The organism is Amycolatopsis sp. NBC_01488 (genome assembly GCF_036227105.1).
Classification (GTDB): domain Bacteria; phylum Actinomycetota; class Actinomycetes; order Mycobacteriales; family Pseudonocardiaceae; genus Amycolatopsis.
Genome location: NZ_CP109434.1, coordinates 907,196 through 929,150 on the forward strand (window position 1 = coordinate 907,196; position 21,955 = coordinate 929,150).

General features: G+C 70.8%; 19 protein-coding genes. 7 read left to right on the forward strand and 12 right to left on the reverse strand.

Translation table 11 applies throughout. The features are described 5' to 3' along the window. Positions 1 to 36: 36 nt before the first annotated feature. Genes OG738_RS04145 through OG738_RS04155 form a run of 3 tightly spaced genes read right to left on the reverse strand, consistent with a single transcriptional unit; the run spans position 37 to position 2,535 of the window. Complete coding sequence (locus OG738_RS04145; RefSeq protein WP_329051349.1) at positions 37 to 216, reverse strand: acyl-CoA carboxylase subunit epsilon; 180 nt, start codon at positions 214 to 216, stop codon at positions 37 to 39. Then, complete coding sequence (locus OG738_RS04150) at positions 216 to 1,781, reverse strand: acyl-CoA carboxylase subunit beta (protein WP_329051351.1); 1,566 nt, start codon at positions 1,779 to 1,781, stop codon at positions 216 to 218. Before OG738_RS04150 ends, OG738_RS04145 begins: the two co-directional genes overlap by 1 nt. After that, positions 1,774 to 2,535 (reverse strand): thioesterase II family protein, encoded by a 762-nt coding sequence (locus OG738_RS04155; RefSeq protein WP_329051352.1) that lies wholly within the window; start codon positions 2,533 to 2,535, stop codon positions 1,774 to 1,776. Before OG738_RS04155 ends, OG738_RS04150 begins: the two co-directional genes overlap by 8 nt. A 148-nt stretch (positions 2,536 to 2,683) precedes the next feature. Here OG738_RS04155 and OG738_RS04160 point away from each other — a divergent pair, with 148 nt between their 5' ends. After that, positions 2,684 to 3,088, forward strand: coding sequence for an ATP-binding protein (locus OG738_RS04160; RefSeq protein ID WP_329051354.1), 405 nt, complete (start codon positions 2,684 to 2,686; stop codon positions 3,086 to 3,088). A 622-nt stretch (positions 3,089 to 3,710) separates the two neighbouring features. On the opposite strand, the gene OG738_RS04165 is transcribed toward OG738_RS04160, so the two are convergent. The 6 genes from OG738_RS04165 to OG738_RS04190 form a co-directional block, all read right to left on the reverse strand. Continuing rightward, the gene (locus OG738_RS04165) at positions 3,711 to 6,455 is read right to left on the reverse strand and encodes an alkaline phosphatase family protein (protein WP_329051356.1); all 2,745 of its coding nucleotides are present in this window, start codon (positions 6,453 to 6,455) and stop codon (positions 3,711 to 3,713) included. Positions 6,456 to 6,458: 3 nt separating this feature from the next. Next, positions 6,459 to 7,799, reverse strand: coding sequence for an ABC transporter permease (locus tag OG738_RS04170; RefSeq protein ID WP_329051358.1), 1,341 nt, complete (start codon positions 7,797 to 7,799; stop codon positions 6,459 to 6,461). After that, positions 7,796 to 8,713: an ABC transporter ATP-binding protein gene (locus tag OG738_RS04175; RefSeq protein WP_329051359.1), complete on the reverse strand. Its 918-nt coding sequence runs from the start codon at positions 8,711 to 8,713 to the stop codon at positions 7,796 to 7,798. The genes OG738_RS04170 and OG738_RS04175 overlap by 4 nt, the downstream gene beginning before the upstream one ends. Positions 8,714 to 9,107: 394 nt before the next feature. Next, positions 9,108 to 9,761 carry a polysaccharide deacetylase family protein gene (locus tag OG738_RS04180; protein ID WP_329051361.1) on the reverse strand — a complete coding sequence of 218 codons (654 nt, stop codon included), beginning with the start codon at positions 9,759 to 9,761 and terminating at the stop codon, positions 9,108 to 9,110. 2 nt (positions 9,762 to 9,763) lie between these two features. Further along, entirely contained in the window at positions 9,764 to 10,423 is a 660-nt protein-coding gene (locus tag OG738_RS04185; RefSeq protein WP_329051363.1) for a glycoside hydrolase family 11 protein, read from the reverse strand. 102 nt (positions 10,424 to 10,525) lie between these two features. Beyond that, entirely contained in the window at positions 10,526 to 11,275 is a 750-nt protein-coding gene (locus OG738_RS04190) for a hypothetical protein (RefSeq protein ID WP_329051365.1), read from the reverse strand. 186 nt (positions 11,276 to 11,461) lie between these two features. On the opposite strand from OG738_RS04190, the gene OG738_RS04195 reads away from it, so the two are divergent. The 3 genes from OG738_RS04195 (at position 11,462) to OG738_RS04205 (ending at position 12,911) form a co-directional block, all read left to right on the forward strand. Then, positions 11,462 to 12,328: a Scr1 family TA system antitoxin-like transcriptional regulator gene (locus OG738_RS04195; RefSeq protein ID WP_329051366.1), complete on the forward strand. Its 867-nt coding sequence runs from the start codon at positions 11,462 to 11,464 to the stop codon at positions 12,326 to 12,328. After that, positions 12,255 to 12,542, forward strand: a complete 288-nt coding sequence (locus OG738_RS04200; RefSeq protein ID WP_329051367.1) for a DUF397 domain-containing protein — start codon at positions 12,255 to 12,257, stop codon at positions 12,540 to 12,542. The genes OG738_RS04195 and OG738_RS04200 overlap by 74 nt, the downstream gene beginning before the upstream one ends. Positions 12,543 to 12,695: 153 nt before the next feature. Then, positions 12,696 to 12,911 (forward strand): DUF397 domain-containing protein, encoded by a 216-nt coding sequence (locus OG738_RS04205; protein WP_329051369.1) that lies wholly within the window; start codon positions 12,696 to 12,698, stop codon positions 12,909 to 12,911. A gap of 51 nt (positions 12,912 to 12,962) precedes the next feature. Here OG738_RS04205 and OG738_RS04210 read toward each other — a convergent pair whose 3' ends face one another. After that, positions 12,963 to 13,619: a hypothetical protein gene (locus tag OG738_RS04210; RefSeq protein ID WP_329051370.1), complete on the reverse strand. Its 657-nt coding sequence runs from the start codon at positions 13,617 to 13,619 to the stop codon at positions 12,963 to 12,965. A 146-nt stretch (positions 13,620 to 13,765) separates the two neighbouring features. Between OG738_RS04210 and OG738_RS04215 the strand changes: the two genes are divergently transcribed. Next, complete coding sequence (locus OG738_RS04215; RefSeq protein WP_329051372.1) at positions 13,766 to 16,645, forward strand: AfsR/SARP family transcriptional regulator; 2,880 nt, start codon at positions 13,766 to 13,768, stop codon at positions 16,643 to 16,645. A 48-nt stretch (positions 16,646 to 16,693) separates the two neighbouring features. Here the strand turns inward: OG738_RS04215 and OG738_RS04220 are convergent, their stop codons facing one another. Both OG738_RS04220 and OG738_RS04225 read right to left on the reverse strand, forming a co-directional pair. After that, on the reverse strand, positions 16,694 to 19,228 hold the full coding sequence (locus tag OG738_RS04220; RefSeq protein ID WP_442875863.1) for an ABC transporter permease: 2,535 nt from the start codon (positions 19,226 to 19,228) through the stop codon (positions 16,694 to 16,696). After that, positions 19,222 to 19,956 (reverse strand): ABC transporter ATP-binding protein, encoded by a 735-nt coding sequence (locus tag OG738_RS04225; protein WP_329051373.1) that lies wholly within the window; start codon positions 19,954 to 19,956, stop codon positions 19,222 to 19,224. The genes OG738_RS04220 and OG738_RS04225 overlap by 7 nt, the downstream gene beginning before the upstream one ends. A gap of 125 nt (positions 19,957 to 20,081) precedes the next feature. On the opposite strand from OG738_RS04225, the gene OG738_RS04230 reads away from it, so the two are divergent. Continuing rightward, entirely contained in the window at positions 20,082 to 21,281 is a 1,200-nt protein-coding gene (locus OG738_RS04230) for a sensor histidine kinase (RefSeq protein ID WP_329051374.1), read from the forward strand. Then, complete coding sequence (locus OG738_RS04235; RefSeq protein WP_329051376.1) at positions 21,269 to 21,925, forward strand: response regulator transcription factor; 657 nt, start codon at positions 21,269 to 21,271, stop codon at positions 21,923 to 21,925. The genes OG738_RS04230 and OG738_RS04235 overlap by 13 nt, the downstream gene beginning before the upstream one ends. Positions 21,926 to 21,955: the final 30 nt, after the last annotated feature.

Below are 21,955 nucleotides of genomic sequence, written 5' to 3' on the forward strand. Positions count from 1 at the left end.
GTTCCAACCCTGTTTCTCACTCACGACAACTTGCACTCAGCGGCGGGTCCGCCAGCTCGTCGCCGGCTGGAACCGGGGCCGTTGCCGCGGGCGCGCGGTCTGGGGCTCGGTGGGCGCGGCGGGCTGGGCGCCGACCGCGGCCAGGACCGCGATCAGCACCGCCAGCTCGGTCTCGTCGGGCGCGCCGCGCAGGACCCGCACCACCGGCTCGCCCATCAGACCGGCGGGTTCCCGTGCTTGCGCGCCGGGAGGTCGGCGTGCTTGGTGCGGAGCATCGCGAGCGAGCGGATCAGCAGCTCCCGCGTCTCGCCCGGCTCGATCACGTCGTCCACGAGGCCGCGCTCGGCCGCGTAGTACGGGTGCATCAGCTCGGTGCGGTACTCCTTGATCTTCAGCGCGCGCACGGTTTCCGGGTCATCGGCGGCGTTGATCTCACGGCGGAAGATCACGTTCGCGGCGCCCTCGGCGCCCATCACGGCGATCTCGTTCGTCGGCCAGGCCAAGGAAACGTCGGTGCCGATGGAACGCGAGTCCATCACGATGTACGCGCCGCCGTAGGCCTTGCGCAGGATGAGCTGTACCCGCGGCACGGTGGCGTTGCAGTAGGCGTAGAGCAGTTTCGCGCCGTGCCGGATGATCCCGCCGTGTTCCTGATCGACGCCGGGCAGGAAGCCGGGGACGTCCACCAGCGTCACGAGCGGGATGTTGAACGCGTCGCACGTCTGCACGAACCGGGCGGCCTTCTCGCTCGCTTCGATGTCGAGCACCCCGGCGAGCACGGCGGGCTGGTTCGCGACGATCCCGACGACGTGACCGTCCAGCCGGGCGAGCGCGCACACGACGTTGGTCGCCCAGCCCGCGTGCACCTGCAGGAACTCGCCGTCGTCGACGATCTCCGCGAGGACGTCGCAGATGTCGTAGGCGCGGGCCGGGTCGGTGGGCACGACTTCGAGCAACCGGTCGGTGCGGCGGTCGGCCGGGTCGGCGGTGGGCACGTGCGGCGGAGCCTCGTTGTTGTTGGCCGGCAGCAGCGACAGCAGGTACCGGACGTCGGCCAGGCAGGTCGCCTCGTCGTCGTAGGCGAACGCGGCGACGCCCGAGGTCTCCGCGTGCACGTCGGCGCCGCCGAGGCCGTTCTGCGTGATCTCCTCGCCGGTGACCGCCTGCACGACGTCGGGGCCGGTGATGAACATCTGCGAGGTTTCGCGGACCATGAAGACGAAGTCGGTCAACGCGGGCGAGTACGCCGCGCCGCCCGCGCACGGGCCGAGCATCACGGAGATCTGCGGGATCACGCCGGAGCAGCGGGTGTTGCGCCGGAAGATGCCGCCGTAGCCGGCCAGCGCCGTGACGCCCTCCTGGATCCGGGCCCCGGCGCCGTCGTTGAGCGACACCAGCGGCGCGCCCGCGGCCTCGGCGAGGTCCATCACCTTGTGGATCTTCTGGGCGTGCGCCTCGCCGAGCGCGCCACCGAAGATGCGGAAGTCGTGGGCGTAGACGAAGACCGTCCGGCCGTCGACGGTGCCCCAGCCGCAGACGACGCCGTCGGAGTGCGGGCGGCGCTGCTCCAGGCCGAACCCGGTGGCGCGGTGCCGTCTCAGGGCCTCCAGCTCGGTGAACGAGCCCCGGTCGAGGAGCAGCTCGATCCGTTCGTGCGCGGTCAGCTTGCCGCGGTCGTGCTGGCGCTGCGTGGCGGCGTCGTCGGGCCCGCGACGCGCGGCGTCCTTGATCTCCCGCAGTTCGGTGAGCCGGTTGGCGAACGCGACGGGTGCCTCAGGCATGGACGGCTCCCAGCTCGTCGGCGAGCCGCCGCAGGATGACGTCCTGGTGGCGGGTGAGGAAGAAGTGCCCGCCGGCGAGTTCCACCAGCTCGAAGCTGCCGGCGGTGTGATCGGCCCAGGAGGCGACCTCGTCGACGGTGGCCATCGGGTCGTCGGTGCCGGTGAAGGCCACGATCGGCGCGTTCAGGGGCGCGCCCGGGGTGTACCGGTAGGTCTCGACGGCGCGATAGTCGTTGCGCACGACGGGCAGGATCATGCGGACGACGTCGTCGTCGCCGAGCAGGTCCGCGTCGGTGCCGCTCAGCCGCCGCAGCTCGGCGATGACGCCCTCGTCGGTCCGGGTGTGCACGCTCTCGTCCCGCACCCGCGAGGGCGCGCGCCGCCCGGAGACGAACAGCGCGGCGACGTCTCTCCCGGCCCGCTCGAGCCGGCGGGCCGTTTCGTAGGCGACCATCGCGCCCATGCTGTGCCCGAAGAGGGCGAGCGGCCGGTCGGCGTGGTCATGCAGTAGTCCGGCGACCCGCTCGGCCAGCGCGTCGATGCTGGTCAGGAAGGGTTCGTGCCGCCGGTCCTGCCGCCCCGGGTACTGGACGGCGAGCACTTCGATGTCCGGGGCCAGCGCCTTCGCCACCGGGAAGTAGAACGGGGCCGAGCCGCCGGCGTGCGGCAGGCAGACCAGCCGCGCCTTCGCCTCGGGTGCCGCGGCGAACCGGCGGAACCAGTTCTCCCCGGCGTGGTCCAGGGGGGCGACCATGTCGTCCCACCGCCTTTCCTCTCGGAGGCTCCTCCCGGCCAAGCTAGCCAGCGCCGACGCGGGCCAACGACCCCTAAGCCCCCCTAATGCCGCGGGTAAACGCCGCCGATCGGGGTAAGCGGGGTGACAGGAGGAACGCAGAGTGCGCGTGAGCTGGAGTGGAGCCGACCAGGCGGGATGGCACGTCCTGGACGTCGCCGGCGCCGACCGGACGGGCCTGAGCGCGGCCCGCAGGTGGGCCGAGGCCAAGCTCGGCAGGCTCCGCGAGACAGACCTGGTCGACACGCTGATCGTGGTCGTAGAGCTGCTGGAGAACGCATACCTCCACGGCGGCGGCCCCCGGCAGCTGCGCATCCACCACGCACACAACCCGTGCGAGGTGACGGTGGCGGTGGCCGACCACGGAGCAGGCGGAGAGCCAAAGCTGCGCGTCCCCGACCGCGGAGGCGGCCGAGGGTTGCTGCTGGTCGACCAGATTTGCCTCGACTGGGGCGTGAGCCACCACGACGACGGGAAGCTGGTGTGGGCGCGGGTGGAGTGCGCGGAGGGGTAGCGCGTGCGTCTGGCGGTGCGCCTTCCCAGCGTGGGCCAGCTGCTGGCTCCGGTCCTCTCGAGACGTGCATCGGACCTTTTACGGAGTACCGACGGCCGCCGCGGCTGCGCACCTGCCTATCCGGCGACATGAGCAGAGGCCCGGGGACGACAGTTGCGGAACTGTCCTTGCCGGGAAGGCGGCTACTGCCGCTTCAGCGGACCCGACGGCCGCGCGCCCACCCACGGCTCCCGACCGGCCTAGCCATTGGCAGGTAAGGATTCCGTTTCCGTGGAGTGCACGCAGCTCCCCTTGCGGCTCCCCGGGCACGGATCAAAATTCAAGCGCCTACCTTCGACTGACAGGCCGACAACGCGCTGCTTGACAAGCTGTTGCCGGCCTCTCCGAACGCAGAACTCAAGCGAAGTCCGGAGTCGGCGAATGCGTTGACTGGCGCGGTTGTACGTCTCGCTCGGATAGCCGTTGCGGTCAAGAAAGCCCTCGATCCGCAGCACGTCCTCAACCCCAGCAAGGTCTTCCCCGCAGGGACGCCCGCATGATCGTCCGCACCACCGCCTGAGCCGGGACCTGTCGTGAGTGAGAAACAGGGTTAGAACCCTGTTTCTCACTCACGACATCTTGGTCAGCCGTCCGATTCCGCGGCCGGGAGGTAGGCACCCGGCACCTGCTCGGGCGCGAACACCTGGTTCTCACCCGGGTAGGGCAGCTGCCAGCCGTGCGTCTGGTACCACGTGAAGTGGTTCATCTGCGCGGGGTTGGCGTAGTCGGCGACCGCGCTCGGGCCGGTCAGCCGCTGGTGCGTCGTCCACTCCTGCCACTGGGCCGCCACCTGCTTCTTGTCCGCGGGCACCGCCGACGACGGCACCGGGGCCGCTGCCGGGTCGGCCGGGGCCGGGGTGTCCGGCCCACAGGACGGCTGGGTCGCCAGGCCGCCCGTCAGGGACGTGCGGTTCGGCAGCGCGGTGAACGGCGTGTAGTCCGGCTTCGGGGTGAAGGCCGCACTCATCGGCGTCGCCGCGCTGTCCTTCTGGTTCATCGGCTTGACCCCGAGGATCTGCTCGATCGTCCGGATCATCGTGATCTGCGAGTAGTAGTGGCTGTCGACGACGCCGTGCTGGGCGTACGGGCTGATGATCTGCACCGGCGCCCGGTGGCCGTCGACGTGGTCGAGCCCGGCCTGGGAGTCGTCCTCGACGACGAAGATCGCCGAGTCCTTCCAGTACTGGCTGTGCGAGATCTCGTCGACGATCTTGCCGACGGCGAGGTCGTTGTCGGCGACCTGGGCGGCCGCGTTCGGCGGGCCGCCGGTGTGGTCGCTGGACAGCCAGAACATGTTCAGGTTGGCCGGGCCGTTCTTCTCGAAGTCGTTCTTCCAGATCTGGTACCGGTACTGGTCCGGCACCGACGTGTCGAACTTCGGGAAGCCCGGCACCGAGACGTTGTTCAGCGACGGGATCGGCGACGACGACACCAGCGGATAGGCCGTCGGCTGACCGGTGGCCGCCATGTTCTTGGCGTCGCAGTACAGGTTCTGCCAGCTCGCCGCGGCGGGCTTGGTCAGGAACTGCTGGAACTCGCCGAAGTCGCGGACCGACTTCCCGGCCGCCTGCGCGCCGGTCCAGAGGAACCCGCTGCTCTGGTGGCCGAGGGCGTCGTCCTCGGTGTCGTAGCTGCGCAGGTACTCACCGGCCGAGGACTCGGTGTACTCGGGGTTGTCGGCCTGCATCAGCCAGTTGTGGCCCTCGGCGGAGTTCGTGCCGATGTCGTAGGTGTTGTCGTACAGCCCGAACTGCTTCTCCAGCGCGTGCTGGTTCGGCGTCACGTTCTCGCCGAACTGCGTCACCGACGGGTCGCCGTTGCCGCGCGCGTCGTCCCCGAAGACCTGGTCGTAGGTCCGGTTCTCCTTGACCAGCAGGAAGACGTGCTTGATGGTCGACGGGTCGCCGAGCCGCGCCGGGACCGGGACGGCCTTGCGATGCCCGTTGTCCTGCGCCACCTGGACCGAGTTGTCCGTCCAGCCGTTCTGCTTGAAGACCTGGCCGGTGTAGCCGCGGATCGCGCGGTCGTCCGGCAGCCGGAACCTCTGCACGCTCGACGTCGTGTCGTGCGTGCCGTGCCCGGCGGCCGTGGTGGGCCGGCGGGCGTCGATGCCGCGGGTGTTGGAGACGACGACGTCCTTGCCGACCGTGGTGATCGCGGTCGGGAAGTAGTCCGTCGGCAGCAGGCCGACGTAGCTCACCGGCTCCTGCGCGCGGCTGTAGCGGTAGACGGCGACCGCGTTCGCGCGGCCGAGCGTGACCAGCAGGTGGCCGTCGTCGGTGAGGGTGACGCCGTCCGGCTCGTACCCGACCGAGGCCTGCGGCCACGGCTGGGTCGCGATGGTCTGGACGACCTTGTCGCGGCCGGTGTCGATGACCGAAACGGTGTTGCTCGCGGTGTTCGTGACGAACACCGCGCCGTTCTTGAAGTACACCGCGGTCGGGTGGAGGCCGACGTCGACGCTCTTCGGCGCGGCGGCCGCGTTCGCCAGGTCGATGACGCTGACCGTGCCGCTGGTGGTGGCGCCGGTGAACTGGCTGGCCGGCACCTGGGTGTCGTACGAGTTCAGCGTCGGCTCGCCGGGCTTGGCCGTGCGGCCGCCTTCGTTGCTGACGTACAGCTTGGTGCCGACGCGCACCAGGTCACGCGGCGCGTTGCCGGTGGCCCAGCTCTGCTTGATCGCACCGGTCGCCGCGTCGAGGGCGACGACGCGGTTCTGGCCGTTGACGGCCGAGTACACGGTCGTGCCGTCGGGCGAGAACACGGCCTGGGCCACCAGCGCGTGCTTGGTGCCGTCCGCCGGGATCTTGACCGAGACCGGAGCCGCGACCGTGCCGTCCGGGTTCACCGTGAACTTGGTGTAGCCGTCGGTCTGCGCCAGCCACAGCGACTTGCCGTCCGGCGAGTACGACGGTCCTTCCTGGCCGACGTCGTTGCCGGCGATGCGCAGGTTCGCCGTCGCGGAGTTGCCGACCAGCTGCTGCACCTTCCAGCTCTTCAGGTCGACGATGGTCAGCGCGATCCCGCCGTCGGTGGTCAGCGCGGCGAGGTGGGCGCCGTCCGGGCTCACCGAGGACGCCATGATCTTGCCGTTGTTGACGACCAGCCGGTCGCCGATCGGCTTGAGGTACTGGTCGGCGGAGACGACCTGGCCGTTCTCGGTGACCTGGCCGACCTGGTCCTCGCCGAACTGCGCTGTCGACGCGACGCCGACACCGGTGCCGGTGGCGACGAGCACGAGCGTGGCGGAGCCGGCCGTCGCGTAGCGCAGCCGATGGCCGCCCAGCCGGCTTTTCCCGGCACGCCGTCTGCGGCGTGTTACCTGCATCGGTTATCCCTTCGGGGTGGAGGAGAGCAGCTCGACGTTCCCGTCGAACTGCCAGAGCGGGTTGGGTTGGTCCCCCACGGGGGTCCGCACCTGGAAGTAGCCGTTCACTTCCTTCGGTCCGTCGCCGTCGGCGACGTACCGCCCGTCCGAGGTGATGTCCAGCTGGTAGATCGCCGACCCCGTCGCCGCGATGCCCGGCAGGTGCCAGGAGACGACGCACCGCCAGTCGTTGCCGGGGCCGTCGGGCTCGACCAGGCCGTCGCCCTTGGTGCACGCGGCCGTGGCCCCCAGCTGCGCCTCCGTGACGTCGGGCCGGTTGAGCTGCCCGGCCTGCAGCCGGTAGAGGTGGGCGAACGCGGTGGCGACCGACCGCTGGACCTTGTCGAGGCCGATCCCGGACCCGGTGGCCGGCGAGGCGAGCGCGACGATCCCGGCCGTGACGGCCAGCAGCGCGACCAGCGGCAGAACCCCGACGGTCAGCGCGCTGCGGCCCGAGCCGTCATGGGCCGGGTTGGTGAAGTCACGGCGCACGAAGAGGACGTACGCCAGCGCGGTCGCGACCACCGCCCACGCCAGGCTCACGGCGACCGCGATCAGCAGCGGCCCGAGCTGGGCCGGGTCGGTGAAGAGGCCGTTCCACGCGATGAAGGCGTAGCTGGGCAGGGCGAGGCGGACGGCGACGGGCAGCGGCAGCAGCTGAGCCAGCGCGAGCACGAGCGCGACGACGGCGGGCAGCAGCAGGCCCATCGGCGACCGGCCCCAGACGACCGAGCCGAGCAGCCCGATCGCGCCGAGCGCCAAGGTCGGCGCGAAGACGCAGACCCACGCGAGCAGGACGCGGACCGCGGCGTCGCCGGAGGTCAGCGAGTGGCCGTCGAGGCCGACCAGGGGCCGGTTGCCGGCGGCGAGCACCCCGCCCACCGCGCTGGAGACGGCCATCCCGGCCACGAGCACGACGAGCACGGTGAGGGCGGCAAGCGCTTTCGCCGCGAAGATCCGCCGGGTAGAGCGGACGGCGACGAGCAGGTGGCGCCAGGTGCCGAGCCGGTCTTCGGAAGCGAAGACGTCCCCGGCGACCACCGACGTCAGCAGCGGGAGCGCGTAGGTGCCCGCGAACCCGAGCATCACCAGCGGGCCGGCCCAGCCCGTGGCGTTCATCCACCGGCCGAAGAGCGTGTCGACGGGCAGCGAACTCTGTTCGCTGACCACGGCGACGAACAACGCGGGCGCGATCCAGCAGGCGAGCACGAGCAGGCGGATGCGCCAGGCGGCGAACAGCTTGACGAGTTCGAAGCGGTAACCGCGGGCCACGGGAACGGGCCGCGCCTCGGCGACGACGGTCATCGGGTGGCCTCCGGCTGTTCGGTGAGGGCGAGGAAAGCGGCTTCCAGCGGGGAGACGACCGGGGCCAGCTCGCGCACCGCGATGCCGTCCTTCGCCAGCCGCAGCACCAGCTCGTCGAGCGCGGGCACCAGCGCGCGGACCACGAACGCGTCGGCGTCCCCGCCGGCCAGGCGGACTCCCGGCGCACCCGCGACCAGGGGCCGCGCGGCCTCCGGGTCGGACGTGCGGAGGCGGTAGTCGAGTTCGCCGTTCTCGGCGGAGAGCTTGCCCAGCGGGCCGGTGAAGACGACGCGGCCGGTGGCGAGGATGGTGACCTCGGAGCACAGCGCTTCGAGGTCGTCCATCCGGTGGCTGGAGAGCACCACGGTGGAGCCGGCGGCGGCGAGCCGCTCGAGGACGCCGTGCACGTGCTTCTTGCCGGCCGGGTCGAGGCCGTTGGCCGGCTCGTCGAGCACCAGCAGCCGGGGCTCGGTAAGCAGCGCGGCGGCCAGGCCGAGCCGCTGCCGCATGCCGAGGGAGAAGCCGCGCACGCGGTCGTCGGCGACGTCGGTGAGCCCGACTTCGCCGAGGACGTCGTCGATCTTCGCGCCCCGCCGGTCGCCGCCGCGGAGGGCGGCCAGCGCGGCGAGGTTCTGCCGGGCGGTGAGCGAGGGGTAGAGCCCGGGGCCGTCGACGAACCCGGCGACGCCGTCGAGCGTCTTGCCGACCGGCACGCCGAAGATCTCGAGCCGCCCTTCGTCGGCGACGGCCAGGCTCAGCAGGAGCCCGAGCAGCGTCGTCTTGCCGGCGCCGTTCGGGCCGACCAGGCCGTGGATCTGGCCCGGCGCCACGTCGAAGTCGATGCCGTCGAGGGCGACGACGTCGCCGAAGCACTTGGTGATCCCGCGCGCTCTCACGGCCAGGGGTACGTCCATCGGTCTCTTCACCTTCGTTTCCGCGGCCTGCGCAAGAAACTTAGGCACCGCAAATGACGTCGACGGGCGACCCGGGTGAACGCCGACCGAACGGCAGTCGACCGGCGGCCACCGGACCGGTGAAATGTCCGAGTTAAGCCTCAGCCTTACGCCGAGTTAACCATCACTTTGCCTTGTCCGTCCACAGTGGATCCTCGGACCCCTCCCCGCCGCCTGCCGGCCGGGGTCCGAGTCCGCCGCACCATCCTCGCCGGCGGTGCAGACCACCGCCGGCGAGCCTGAAGTGTCCACAGTGGACATGCGGCCTTCCGTCCGCACGCCGTCCACGTGGAGTGGTACGCGAACCGAGGAAGGTGGCGCGGCGGGTTCCGGGGCCGCCGCGCCACCGGCGGCCTCAGCCCGGGGCCACCGCCCGGCCCGTCTGAGGCGAGATCATCCCCGCGCACAGCCCGCGGCTCGCCAGCGTCTGCGCGATCCGCGGGATCGCGGCCAGCGTGTTGGCGGGCCATTCGTGCATGAGGATGATCTGGCCGTTGCCGAGGCGGGCGTTGGCCTGGACGATCGCGTCCACGCTCGCGCCGTTCCAGTCCTGCGAGTCGACGTCCCAGATGATCTGCCGGAGACCGTACTTGGCCTCGACCGCCTGCAGCGTCGCGTTGGTCTCGCCGTAGGGCGGCCGGAACAGCTTCGGCGTGCCGCCACCCGCGGCCGCGATCGCCTGCTGCGTCCGGGAAATCTCGGAGTCCATCTGGGACTGGCTCTCCTGCGTCAGGTGCGGGTGGGTGTAGCTGTGGTTGCCGACCCACATGCCCGCACCGACCTGGGCCCGCACCTGCGCCGGATAAGCGGCGGCGTACTGGCCTTCGTTGAACATCGTCGCCCGCAACCCGTTCTGCCGCAACGCGTTCAGCAGGGCGGGCGTGTGCGCGTTCGACGGGCCGTCGTCGAAGGTGAGGCCGACGTAGCCGGCGCAGGTGGCAGCTTGCGCCGGGCCGACGGCGGCGGCGCTCGTCACGGCCAAGGCGGCCGCCAGGATCCAGGGACGCATGGTCAGCCCACCGTCAGGGTGGAGTTGCCACTGCTCTGGTACCCCTCGGTGGCGAGGATCATGTAGTAGTTGAAGCTGCCGAGCCGCATGCCGGCACGCGCCCAGGCGTCGAAGTGGTTGCCGGTGGTGATGGTCCCGCCGGTCTTCTTCTGCTGCCGCACGGACCAGTACTGGTTGAAGGTCTTGGTCCCCTCGACCGACGGCGCGTTGTAGCGGGTGGTCTCGTAGATGTCGTAGGTGCCGCCGTCACTGGTGACGGTGCCCTTGTAGGTCCCGGTCGGCCGGTAGGTGCCCCAGTTGTCGACGATGTAGTACTCGACGAGCGGGTTCGACGTCCAGCCGTAGAGGGAGAGGTAGCCGTTGCCGGAGGGGTTGAAGCTGCCGGAGTAGTTCACGGTCCGCCGGCTCCCGTTGCTCCACCCCTTGCCACCGACGAAGTTCCCGACGTTGCTCCAGTTCACCCGGTAGTTCCCCCCGGAGCCGAGCGTCATCTGGACCGAGCCACCACCATCGGTCCAGAAGGAGTAGTAGTAGCCACCGTTGTTCCCGGTCTGGCTGGTGGTGATGACGGTATCGGCCCGCGCGACCCCGGGCACGAGCGCGGCGATGAGCGCAAGGGCGGCCCCACCGGCGAACACCCTGAAGCGATTCTTGGTGAGCATGCTTCCTCCTCGTCGAGGCTGGCGATGGGGAAAGCATGTGATCGGGGTTGGCGGTGGGACAATGACTTTCGGAAAGTTTCGGGAGTACGGCAGGCTTTCCCGTCACCCGGCCCAGCGACGCCGCCGGAGATCGCGCCCCCGCGCGAGCAGCCGGATCCACGCCCGCCCACCCTCGGCGTCGACGCGCTGGTAAGCGTCGGCAAAGCTCCGCTCGCTGTGCCTGATGACTTCGTCGAAGACCCAGTCCGACGCGATCACGGCGAGCACCGCCTTGGTTTCCATCAGGGCGCGCTTCAGCTCACGTGCGTCGATCAGCTGCTGGGCGTGGAGAATCGACGAGCCGGTGACACCGTGATCGTCGTAGGACACCTCCCCGGCGTGCAAGGCGAGCCTGAGCCGAATCCGTTCCGGCGGCGGATGCAGCCCGTTGTGGGCCACGAGCTCATCGGCGAGCGCTCCGAGCAGCAGGTCGACGAAGAGCGTTTTCGAAACCTGCGCCGGAGCGAGCACGAGAACCCCATCCCCCAGATCCGCGTGCCGACAGGCGGCCCAGGGAATGTCAGCGGCGGCGAAGGCACGTTCTATCGCGCGATACATACCCCGTCGGACCCTGACCTTGTTGGGGTTCGTCCGGCTGTAGCGTCCGAACCCTTCGACATCGACGACCACGATGGTGCAGTGGGCGGTGTTGAGCCCGAGACTGCCGTGCCAGTCGACACCGTCCGTCGCCATGTGTCCGAACGACGCGACGCCGATCGCCCCCGGGGCGAGGCCGGGCTGCGGCAGCCCTTGGTGGCGCGTCCGCCCGCCGAGCCGCGCTGCGTGCGGCCTCGTCGGGTCAGGATGGGACACTCTCGTTCCTTCCGGCAAGCATCAGCCGATCGAGCGCGCGTCATCGGGTGTGTCGCAGCGAGCTGATGTCTATCCTCAGGTTAAGCAACCGGATACCCCACCACTACCATCTCGGTAGCACCGTTCGGTTACCGTAACCAGGAATGTCCACACGCAGTTGCGCCTGCACATGCAAAGGAGCTCGACGTGGCAGCGCCTCCGTCGCCGGTCGTAGCGTCCTGGGAGCTCGCGCTGCGCTTGAAGCGGCGCCGCGAGCAGCTGGGCGTAGAGGTGCGGACGATCACCGAGGCACTCGGCTTCACGCGAAACTACTGGTCCGCGGTGGAGAACGAGCGCAAGATCCTCTCACGGGAGAGCCTTACGCGAATCCTCGAGCTATTCGAGTTCGACGCAGAGGAGAAAGAAGAATTGCTGGCACTGCGCGCCGCCGCTAAAGAGCGCGGCTGGTGGACACGTTACCCGGCACTTTTCGACAATGAGATCCAGAGACTCTTCGGCCTGGAGCAGGGCGCGCGGAGTATCCGTGACTACGAAAATCTGCTCATTCCCGGATTGCTGCAAACCGCCGACTACACCCGGGGCATCATGATGCCCGACGTCACCATGCGACCGGTCGAGGTCGATCAGCGCATCGAGGCAAGACTGCGCCGACAGGAACGACTCATCGACAGCAACGATCCGTTCAAATTCACCGCCGTCATCAGCGAGGCCTCACTCCGACAGCAAATCGGCGGTCCGCGCGTTCTCCGGAACCAGCTGGTGCGCCTCGCCACCTTGATCGAGCAACATCCGGACACGCTCGATATCCGGGTGATTCCCTTCACTGCGACCGCATGCGGACTTTTCGGCGGAGCCACGGTGGTTCTCATCGATTTCGACAACCCGCAACTGCCGACGCTGGCCTGGCAGGAGACGGTCACCACCTGGGGGATAATCGATGACCCCACAGAGGTCAGGAACCTCACCACGACCTTCGAGGATGCTTACCGGCGAGCCCTCGGCAGGAAAGAAACACTGGAAATGGTCCGACACCACACCGAGGACATCGATTGAATTGACAGAGAAAATATCCTCCGCCCTCCAGCGCACCGGGTGGTTCAAGAGCAGTTACTCCAATGCCGGCGGGAGCTGCATAGAAGCCCAGTTCAAGTCCGGAGCCGCCCTCGTGCGCGATAGCAAGGACCGGCGAACGATATCGCCTGTCATCGAGTTTTCGGGAGCAGCCTGGTCCGTTTTCCTACATCTCCTCAATTCGAGCAATCTCTAACAGAGAACCCAAGAGGACGAGGGCGCAGTCGGAGCCCTCGCCCTCAATCGTCGCCTCTCGCGCCACAGGGCAGAGTCGGCGAAAACCAAGGAGGACGCACAGCAGCGCGCCCAAAAACATCACATCGCACAACCAAACACGCAAGGAACTCCGTTGGCTACTACAGATCGACTCACCCAAGTACTTCACCCAGATTGGTTCAAGAGCAGCTACTCCAATGCGAGCGGAAGCTGCGTAGAAGTCCTGTTCACGAACGGTCCCACCCTCGTTCGGGACAGCAAGGACCGTCAGATGACCACACCGGTCATCCAGGTCGAGCAGAACGCATGGACGTGCTTCGTACGAGACCTGACAACCAAGGCCGCCTGACAGGAGGAGCTGAGAGCGCCGACTCGGTGCTCTCAACTCGGTCCCGATGATCTACCCGACTGCCGCCTCCTCCCCGGGCCCCAGCAGCCGGACCCACGCCTGAGCGGCGGTCTCCTTCTCCTGCACGAACACCGGCCGGTACCGTTCCGGCCGGCTCACCGGACTGTGCCGGATGATCTCGTCGAAGATCCACGCCGAAGCGATCACCGCGAGATCTCCACCCGCGTACGCTGACGCATTTATCAGTACCTCAGAGTGCAACAGCCGGAACGCGTGTACGATCGCCGATCCCGTCCTGCCGTGCGCGTCGTAGCTGACTTCGCCCGCGTGCAACACCGCCCGCAGGCGGATTCTCTCCGGCAACCGATGCACACGATTGTGCTCGGCAAGGAAAGCGGTCAGCGCAGCGGGGAGCAGCTCGCTGAACACCGCCTTCGGGTACTCCGCGGGCACCAGCAGAAGCACGCCGTCGCCGAGGTCGGCGTGGTAGCAGTCGGGCCAGGAAACGCCGCACGCGAGCAGTGCCTCCTGGACCACCTCGTAAAGACCCGCCCGGAGGGTCAGCCGGTGCATGGTGGTGCGGTCCGCGGCGGCGAATCCGTCGATTTCGACGATGAAAATGGTGTGGTGCACCGGATCCGCCACCGGCTCCACGAACTCGAGCGGCGGGGTCCCGCAAAGCCACTGCCACACGTCCGTCCACGACATGACGTGATCGTGAACCGCGCCGGTGGACACTTCGGTTGCCGCTTGCTGGACAAAACCTTGACAGCCGCTCGACCTGCACTGAATGGCCGCCGTTGGCGGGTTACGGTGCCTGTCAGCAGTCCTGCCGGGGTGGACGGGGAAACCCGATGGAGTTCCGGATCCTGGGGCCCGTCGAGCTCCTGCTCGGCGACCGGAAGGTCGCGCTCGGGCGGGCGAAGGAACGTTCGCTGCTGGGCGTGCTGATGCTCAACCACGGCAAGGTCGTCAGCGTCCGGACCGTCACCGAAGCACTCTGGGACGACAACCCGCCCGAACACGCGAGGAACGACCTCCAGACCTACGTCAGCCGGCTGCGGGCCTGCCTGCGCGGCTTCGGGGTCTCGGCGCGGATCGTCACCCAGCGCGCCGGCTACCAGTTCCTGCCCGAGGACGACGATCTCGACTACGCGCGCTTCAAGTCGCTGATCCGCGACGGCGAGCAAGCGCGGGAAGCCGGGCGGCTCGACGAGGCCGCGAACGCGCTGCGGGCGGCGATGGACCTCTGGCGGGGACCCGCCGTCGAAGACCTCGGCAGCACCTGGATGGAACAGAAGCGGGAAGACCTCGACCTCTACGACCGCGTCGCCGCTTACCAGGCGCTGTGCGCCGTCGAGCTCGAACGCCGCGACTACCGCGGGGTGCTGCGGATCCTCGACGACGCCATGGTCGACCACGAGCTCGATCCCCAGTACATCGCGCAACGGCTCAGCGCGTTGAACGGTCTCGGGCGCTACGAGGTCTTCGACGCCTACTGGAAACAGGTCTACGACCGGTCGGTCCGGTCGTTCGGGACGGGCCCTTCCCGGGAGCTGCAGGAACTGCACCAGCGGCTGCTGCAGTCGCGGGACTCGCTCGCCCCCGCCGACCTCCACCGCACCCAGGCAGCGCTGCGCGCCCTACCACCCGCCCAGCTGCCGTCGACGGTCAGCCGGTTCGTCGACCGCGACGCCGACCTCGGCCGGCTGAACGACCTCTTCCTGCGCTCCCGGGTCGGGGGTCCGCCGGTGACCCTCATCGTCGCCGTCACCGGGCCGGCCGGGGTCGGCAAGACCGAGCTGGGCCTGCACTGGGCGCACGCCGTCCGCGAACGGTTCCCGCACGGGCAGCTGCACGCCGACCTCTCCGGGTACGGCACCGGCCCGCCGCGGGACCCCGGCGAGGTGCTGGCCGAATTCCTCGACGCGCTCGGCGTCGCCGCGCCGGCGATCCCCGCCGGCCTGAGCGCCCGCACCAGGATGCTGCGGACCCTGCTCGACGACCGCCGGATGCTCTTCTTCCTCGACAACGCCCGGGATTCCGGGCAGATCGTGCCCCTGCTGCCGGGCAGCGCGCACTCCGTGGTCGTCGTCACCAGCAGGCACCGGCTGAGCGACCTCGTCACCCACCACGGCGCCTACCGGCTGGAAGTGGCCCCCTTCACCGAACCCGACATCGCGCAACTGCTCGAGAGCCTGCTTCGCGACTCCCCGACCGAGCCGCCCGATCCGGCGGCCGCGCTCGCGCTGACCGGCGGCACCCCGCAAGCCGTCCGCACCCTCGCCGAGCTCCTGCCCGGCGCCCGCGAGCTGCCGGGCCCGGCCGAGCTCCTCCTGGCGGGCGAACTGGCGTCGGGGACGATCCTGACGTCGGTGCTGTGGTCCTACCGGGGCCTGGATCCGCCGGCCGCCCGGCTCTTCCGTTCCCTCGCACTGCACGTCGGCCCCGGCCTCTCCCCGGACGCGATCCGCGCGCTCGACGGGACCGACGACGAAACCACCCGCGGCGCGCTGACCGCGCTCGGGTCGCTGTACCTGGTCGGCCGGGAGGACGGCCGCTACCGGATGGACGTCCTCACCCGCGCGGCCGGCGAACGGCTCGCACTCGCCCACGACTCTCCGGCCGACCGCCGGCAGGCCGAGGCGCGGCTGCTCGACTGGTACATCGCCCGGGTCACCGACGCCGCCGAGGTCCTGGCGCCGGCCCTGCGGCGCACCGCCGAACTGCCCCAGGCCGGGCGCCTGCCGGACTTCGCGGCCGCGGAAGCGTTCCTGGCCGAAGAGGACGCGAGCCTGTGCGCCGTGATCCGCCGGGCGGCCGGGGACAACCTGGGCCGGGCCGTGACGTTGCTCCGGCTGGTGCGGCCCCACCTGACCACCGGCGGTACCGGACCCCAATGGCGCGAAACCGTCGAGGCGGTCCTGCTCGCCACACGGGCCGCCGAGGACCTCGACGCGGAGGGGCAGGCGTTGGCAGCCCTGGCGCACGTCCACGACGATCCGGGGAAGATCCAAGAGGCACTCGAACTCGCAAGCGCGATCTTCGGCAACACCGGCAACAGCCGGGACCTGTCCGAGGTCCTCCTCCTGCTCGCCCGCCACGCGGACGACGCCGGGGGCCGGGTCCGCGCCGGGTCCTGCTTGCGCCGGGCCCTCGACATCCAGCACAGCCTCAACGAGCCCGCCCAGAGCGCCGCGGCGCACGGCGCCCTCGGCACGCACCTGCGTCGTCAGGGCGAGCTCGAAGAGGCGGAAACCCACCTCTCCCAAGCGAAAACGCTGTACGCCGAGCTGGGCGACCACCGGCGCCAGGCCGCCATGGCGCTGGAGCTCGGCCTGCTGAACCGCCGGTCCGGGCGGACCACGGACGCCATCCGGCAGCTCACCGAAGCGGTCACGCTGCACGACCGGTACCCGGCCGACCACGAGCGGACGCTCGCCGCGCTGGTCGAGCTGAGCGAAGCCGCCTGTGACGCCGAAGAACACCACGAAGTCCTGCTGTTCGCCCGGAAGGCGCTGGGGATCTCCCGCTCCCCCTCCGACCACGTCCAGGTCGTCCGCGCGCTGGTCGCCCTGGTCCGGTCGCTGGCCGCGACGGGCCGGCAGGCCGAAGCCTGGCACGAGTCCCGCCAGACCATCGCGCTCGTCGCCGACGCCGACGACCCCGTGCGGTACCACGTCCGCGAGCAGTTCACGAAGCTCGGACTGTGGCCGGCCCGCACCCCGTCGTGAGTGAGAAACAGTGTTAGAACACTGTTTCTCACTCACGACCGGGGATGCCTACTCCCGCAGGCCGATCGCGTCGATCGGGCGGGCGCGCAGTGCCACCCACGTCGACAGACCCATCGCCACCAGACCCAGCAGTGCCGCGCCGCCGATGATTCCGAAGTAGACGGACAGCGGTCCCGATGGCAACGGGTTCCCGCGCAGTCCGAGGTTCAGCAAAGTCAGTGGTACCACCGCGACCACCGTCCCGACCACGACCGCGATCCCGACCGTGGCCAGGGCCTCGAGCCGCATCATGTGGGTCACCTGGCGGCGGGTCGTGCCCACCAGCCGCAGCAACGCGAACTCGCGGGACCGCTGCGCCGTTGTCAGGACCAGCGTGTTGGCCACCGAAATCGCCAGGTAGCCGACGATCACGCCGACCGCCACCAGGTTCAGGTAGAACTGCGCCTGCCGGTCGCCGCCCTCGGGAGCCGGTGCCGAAGAAGCCACCGTCAAGCCCGGGTACGGCAACCCGCGGAGAGCCGACGCGACCGCCGCGGGATCCGCGTCGGGGGATCGCCGGACGAGCACCGAGTCGTCCAGGCGGCCGCCGTTGTGCTCGCGGGCCAGCCCGACCGGCAGGACGAAGTCGCCGAACGCGAGGTCGTGCGTGTAGGTCGCGACCAGGCGCAGCTTCGCCGGGACGCCGTCGCCGAAGTAGAACGACACCTCGTCGCCGATCTTCTTGTCCAGCCAGTCGGCCTCCGAGCGGCTCAACGCCACCGTGGCACTGGTCAGATCCGCGAGCCGCCCGGCGTCGACGCCCAGCTCCAAGGCGCCGCGGACCTGCTCGCCCGCCAAGCCCTGCGCGGGCTTGCGCTGGACTTCGACGCTGTCGCCAACCGTGGCCGCCGTGATCACCGACGTCCGCACCACCGGTGTCGCCGCCGCCACGCCCGGCAGCCTGCCGACCGCCGCGGCGACCTCCGGCGAGACACCGGCCGGGCCGCTCAGGACGTAGTCCGCAGTCGTCGAGCGTGCCGTCTCCTCCGCTGCTGCCGCGGTCGAAGACGTCTGGCTGTAGAAGGTCGCGAGGGCGAACGCCACACCCAGCATCAGCGGGGTCGCCGCCGCGGCCAGCCGCCGGGTGTTGGCCTGGGCGTTCGCGCCGGCCAGGTACCCGCTGATCCGCCACACGCGCCCCAGCACCAGCGCGAGCACGCGCGTCACCAGCGCCGTCACCTGCGGACCGACCACGGCCAGCCCGATGACGACGACCAGCGTCGCCATCGTCGAGACCGCCGTCGCGATGTCGCCGCGCAGGAACAGCGGCACCAGCGCACCGCCGAACCCGGCCGCCACCAGCGCCCAGCCGGTGAGCAGCCGGCCACGGCCCAGCTCACGGCGTTCGACCGCCGCCTCGCCGAGCGCTTCGACCGGCCGGATCGACGACGGCCGCCGCGCCGCCGCCCACGCCGCCAGCCGGGCCGCGCCCAGGCCGAGCAGCAGCGCGGCGAGCGACGGCAGCGGGCTGATCGCCAGCTCGAAGTCCGCCGGGATCACGCCGATCGCGGCGAACGCGTCCCGCAGCCCGGACGCCACCGCGAGGCCCAGCGCGCCCCCGAGCACCCCGGCGACCAGCGCGACCAACGTCGTCTCGGTGCCGATGAGCTTGCGGATCTGCCGTGGGGTCGCGGCGACCGCGCGCAGCAGCGCGAACTCGCGGCGCCGCTGGTTGATCGTCAGGGCCAGGGTGCTCGCCACCACGAACACGGCCACCAGCAGGGCGAACCCGCCGAACGAGCCGGCGATGGCCAGCAGCAGCGTCCGCGTCTGGCTGACGTCGAGGAACTCGATCGTGCTGCGCTCGACGCCGGTGGTGACCTCGGCGCCGTTCGCGACCGCGGTGATCCGCTCGGCGAGCGTCTCCGGTGCGACGCCGGGGTCGGCCAGGACGCCGATCGCGTGGGCGCTGCCGGGCTGCGCGGTCAGCTCCTCGGCCCGCTGCGGCGTGAAGAACAGCGCGGACTGCCGCGAGAGGCTGTTGACGACGCCGCTGACCCGGAACGGCCTCGGCACCGACCGGGTCGCGATCCGCACCTGCCCGCCGACGCCCACCCCGGCGCGCTGGGCGAGCTCGGCGTCCAAGACCACGTCGCCGGGAGCGGTGGGCGCCGCGCCCGCGCGCAGGGTGAACGGCGCCAGCACGGCCGCGTCCCAGTTGTGGCCCAGTGACTGCGGACCGCCGAGCACCTCGCCGGAAGCCGTGACGACCTGGGCCGGGAAGCTCTGCTCGGCCACCGCTGCCCGGACGCCGGGCACCGAAGCGAGCCGGCCGGCCAGTGCCTCGGGGACCGACGGCTGCTCGCCGACCTGCTCGAACGTCAGCGCGTCGGCGCCCGGCGGCCGCACGGTCTGGGCGCCGCCGACGACGACCGCCGCGGCCGCGTAGCGCTCGGTGGGGACGCCGGCGCGCAGGCCGGACTCCATGAGGACCCCGCAGCCCGCCACCAGGGCGGTGCCGCACAGGATCGCGATGAACGCGCCGGCGAAGCCGCCGAGCCGGCTGCGGATCGTCTGCCAGGCGAGGGACAGCACGGTCACCACTCCCCGAGGTGCGTCATGCGCTCCGCCACGCGCTCGGGCGTGGGGTGCGGGAGGTGCCCGGCCAGCCGGCCGTCGGCCAGGAAGAGGACGCCGTGTGCGGCCGAGGCCGCGACCGGGTCGTGCGTCACCATCAGCACGGTCTGTCCCATGCCGTCGACGACGGCGCGGAGCAGGTCGAGGACCTGCCGCGCGGTGCGGGTGTCGAGGGCGCCGGTCGGCTCGTCGGCCAGCACGACGTCGGGCCGGGCGATGAGCGCCCGCGCGATCGCGACGCGCTGCTGCTGCCCGCCGGACAGCTCCGCCGGGCGGTGCTCCAGGCGTTTCGCCATCCCGACGCCTTCGACGATCTCCCGCAGCCACTGCGGGTCCGGCCTGGTCCCGGCCAGGCGCATCGGCAGCGTGATGTTCTGCAGCACGTTCAGCGACGGCAGCAGGTTGTAGGCCTGGAAGACGAATCCGACGCGGGTGCGCCGCAGCCGCGTCAGCTCGTTCTCCTTCAGCCGCCCGATCTCGGTGCCGCCGAGCAGCACCTTCCCCGACGTCGGCCGGTCCAGCCCGGCCGCGCAGTGCAGGAAGGTGCTCTTGCCCGAGCCCGACGGGCCCATCACCGCGGTGAACGTCCCCCGCCGCACGTCCGCCGTCACGCCGTCGAGCGCGGTGACGGCGCCGTCACCGGAGCCGTACACCTTCCGCACCCCGGCCAGTTCCAGCGCGTTCGCTGTCGTCATTTCGGATCCCCTTCGTTCTCTCCCAAGGAAAACTAGGGCGACGGCGACGGGACTTCGATCCCGTGCAGGGGTGGATCCGGGGTAGCGCCAGCACCACCCCGGCGGTGGGGTGGGACACTGTCGCCGTGACGACCCGCCTGCGCGAGTGCTGGTCGGCGGTTCGGTACCTCGTGGTCGGCGCCGGCACCTCGCTGCTGTCGATCTTCGCCCTCGCCGGGCTCTTCGCCGTTCTGCTGCTGTGCCCGTTCGGCGTCGGCATCCCGTCGCTGGCCCCGGCGATCAAGCTGGCGCGGTGGCCGGTCGGGGTCGACCGGCGCCGGGCCGCGCGCAGGCTCGGCGAGGCCATCCCCGAGCCGTACCGGGACGGTTCGCCGTTGAAGGACCCGGCGACCCGCCGCGACCTCGCCTGGCTCGCGATCCACGCCGCGACCGGGCTGCTCCTCGGCAGCCTGGCGGTCGGCCTCCCACTCGGCGCGATCCAGCAGGTCGTCACGGTCTTCGTCTGGCCGGCGGTGCCCGGCGGGATCGAGGGCTCGCTCGGCATCATGGTGAATTCGTGGCCACGCGCGGGACTGGACTTCCTGGTCGCCGTCGCGATGGCCGGGGCGACGTTGCTGCTGCCGCGCTCCGCGCGTTGGCAGGCCCGCACCGCGCGGAAGCTGCTCCGGCCCGCCCCCGGCGTCGTCCTCGCCGACCGGGTCGCCGAGCTGACCGCGACGCGGGCGGCCGCGCTGGAGGCGCACGGCGCCGAGCTGCGCCGCATCGAGCGTGACCTGCACGACGGCACCCAGGCCCGGATAGCCGCCGTCGTGCTGCAGCTCGGCATCGCCGGTCAGCTCTACGACCGCGACCCGGCCACGGTCCGCGACCTGCTGGTCAAGGCGCAGGACACCGCGACCGACGCGCTCGCCGAGCTGCGGACCGTCGTGCGCAGCATCTACCCGCCGCTGCTGAGCGAGCGCGGCCTCGCCGGCGCGGTGCAGGCGCTCGCCGAGCGCACGCCGGTGCCGACGGCGGTCACCGTCGAGTACGAAACCGGTCGCCCGGCCGCGGTCGAGGCCGCCGCGTACTTCGTCGTCGCCGAGGTGCTGGCCAACGTCACCAAGCACGCCGACGCGTCCACTGTGGACATCATGCTCGGCGGCACGGCTTCCCTGCTGTCCCTGGAGATCCGCGACGACGGCCGCGGCGGCGCGGACGAGAGGCGCGGCAGCGGGCTCGCCGGGATCCGGCGCCGCGCCGAAGCCTTCGACGGAACCCTCACCCTGACCAGCCCACCCGGTGGGCCGACCGTGCTGCGAGTGGAGCTCCCATGCGGGTCGTGATCGCCGAGGACGACGCGCTGCTGCGCGAAGGCCTCGCGCTACTGCTGAAGACGGCGGGCATCGAGGTCGCCGCCACGTTCGACAACGCCGAGGACTTCCTGGCGTTCGTCGAAGGTGACCGGCCGGACGCCGTCGTGATGGACGTCCGGATGCCGCCGACCCACCGCGACGAGGGCCTGCGCGCGGCCGTCCGCGCCCGCGAGCTCCACCCGGGACTGCCGGTGCTGGTGCTGTCGGCCCACGTCGAGACGAGCTACGCGGTGGAGCTGCTCGCCGACGGCGTCGGCGCGGTCGGCTACCTGCTCAAGGAGCGGGTCGGCAAGGTCGAGCGGTTCCTCGACGCGCTCGAGCGGGTCGCGAAGGGCGGCACGGCGATGGACCCGGAGGTCATCGGCCAGCTGATGTCCCGCCGGCGCACGGCGGACCCCTTGGCCGCGTTGACGGCGCGGGAGCGCGAAGTGCTGGCGCTGATGGCCGAGGGCTACAACAACGGCACGATCGCCGAGCTGCTCGTCGTCAGCGACGGCGCGGTCCTCAAGCACATCCGCAACATCTTCGCGAAGCTCGGCCTGCCCTCGGACGAGGGCGGCGGCCACCGCCGCGTGCTGGCAGTGCTCGCCTACCTCGGCCGTGACGCGGGGTAGCGCAGGCACCACCCCGGATCCGGGTGCGCT

Coding starts and splice junctions, on each gene's coding strand:
- OG738_RS04235 (WP_329051376.1), top strand. CDS start 21,269: ATGCGGGTCGTGATCGCCGAGGACGACGCGCTGCTGCGCGAAGGCCTC.
- OG738_RS04225 (WP_329051373.1), bottom strand. CDS start 19,956: ATGACGACAGCGAACGCGCTGGAACTGGCCGGGGTGCGGAAGGTGTAC.
- OG738_RS04155 (WP_329051352.1), bottom strand. CDS start 2,535: ATGGTCGCCCCCCTGGACCACGCCGGGGAGAACTGGTTCCGCCGGTTC.
- OG738_RS04185 (WP_329051363.1), bottom strand. CDS start 10,423: ATGCTCACCAAGAATCGCTTCAGGGTGTTCGCCGGTGGGGCCGCCCTT.
- OG738_RS04215 (WP_329051372.1), top strand. CDS start 13,766: ATGGAGTTCCGGATCCTGGGGCCCGTCGAGCTCCTGCTCGGCGACCGG.
- OG738_RS04170 (WP_329051358.1), bottom strand. CDS start 7,799: ATGACCGTCGTCGCCGAGGCGCGGCCCGTTCCCGTGGCCCGCGGTTAC.
- OG738_RS04200 (WP_329051367.1), top strand. CDS start 12,255: ATGCTTACCGGCGAGCCCTCGGCAGGAAAGAAACACTGGAAATGGTCC.
- OG738_RS04165 (WP_329051356.1), bottom strand. CDS start 6,455: ATGCAGGTAACACGCCGCAGACGGCGTGCCGGGAAAAGCCGGCTGGGC.
- OG738_RS04210 (WP_329051370.1), bottom strand. CDS start 13,619: ATGTCGTGGACGGACGTGTGGCAGTGGCTTTGCGGGACCCCGCCGCTC.
- OG738_RS04150 (WP_329051351.1), bottom strand. CDS start 1,781: ATGCCTGAGGCACCCGTCGCGTTCGCCAACCGGCTCACCGAACTGCGG.
- OG738_RS04145 (WP_329051349.1), bottom strand. CDS start 216: ATGGGCGAGCCGGTGGTGCGGGTCCTGCGCGGCGCGCCCGACGAGACC.
- OG738_RS04175 (WP_329051359.1), bottom strand. CDS start 8,713: ATGGACGTACCCCTGGCCGTGAGAGCGCGCGGGATCACCAAGTGCTTC.
- OG738_RS04180 (WP_329051361.1), bottom strand. CDS start 9,761: ATGCGTCCCTGGATCCTGGCGGCCGCCTTGGCCGTGACGAGCGCCGCC.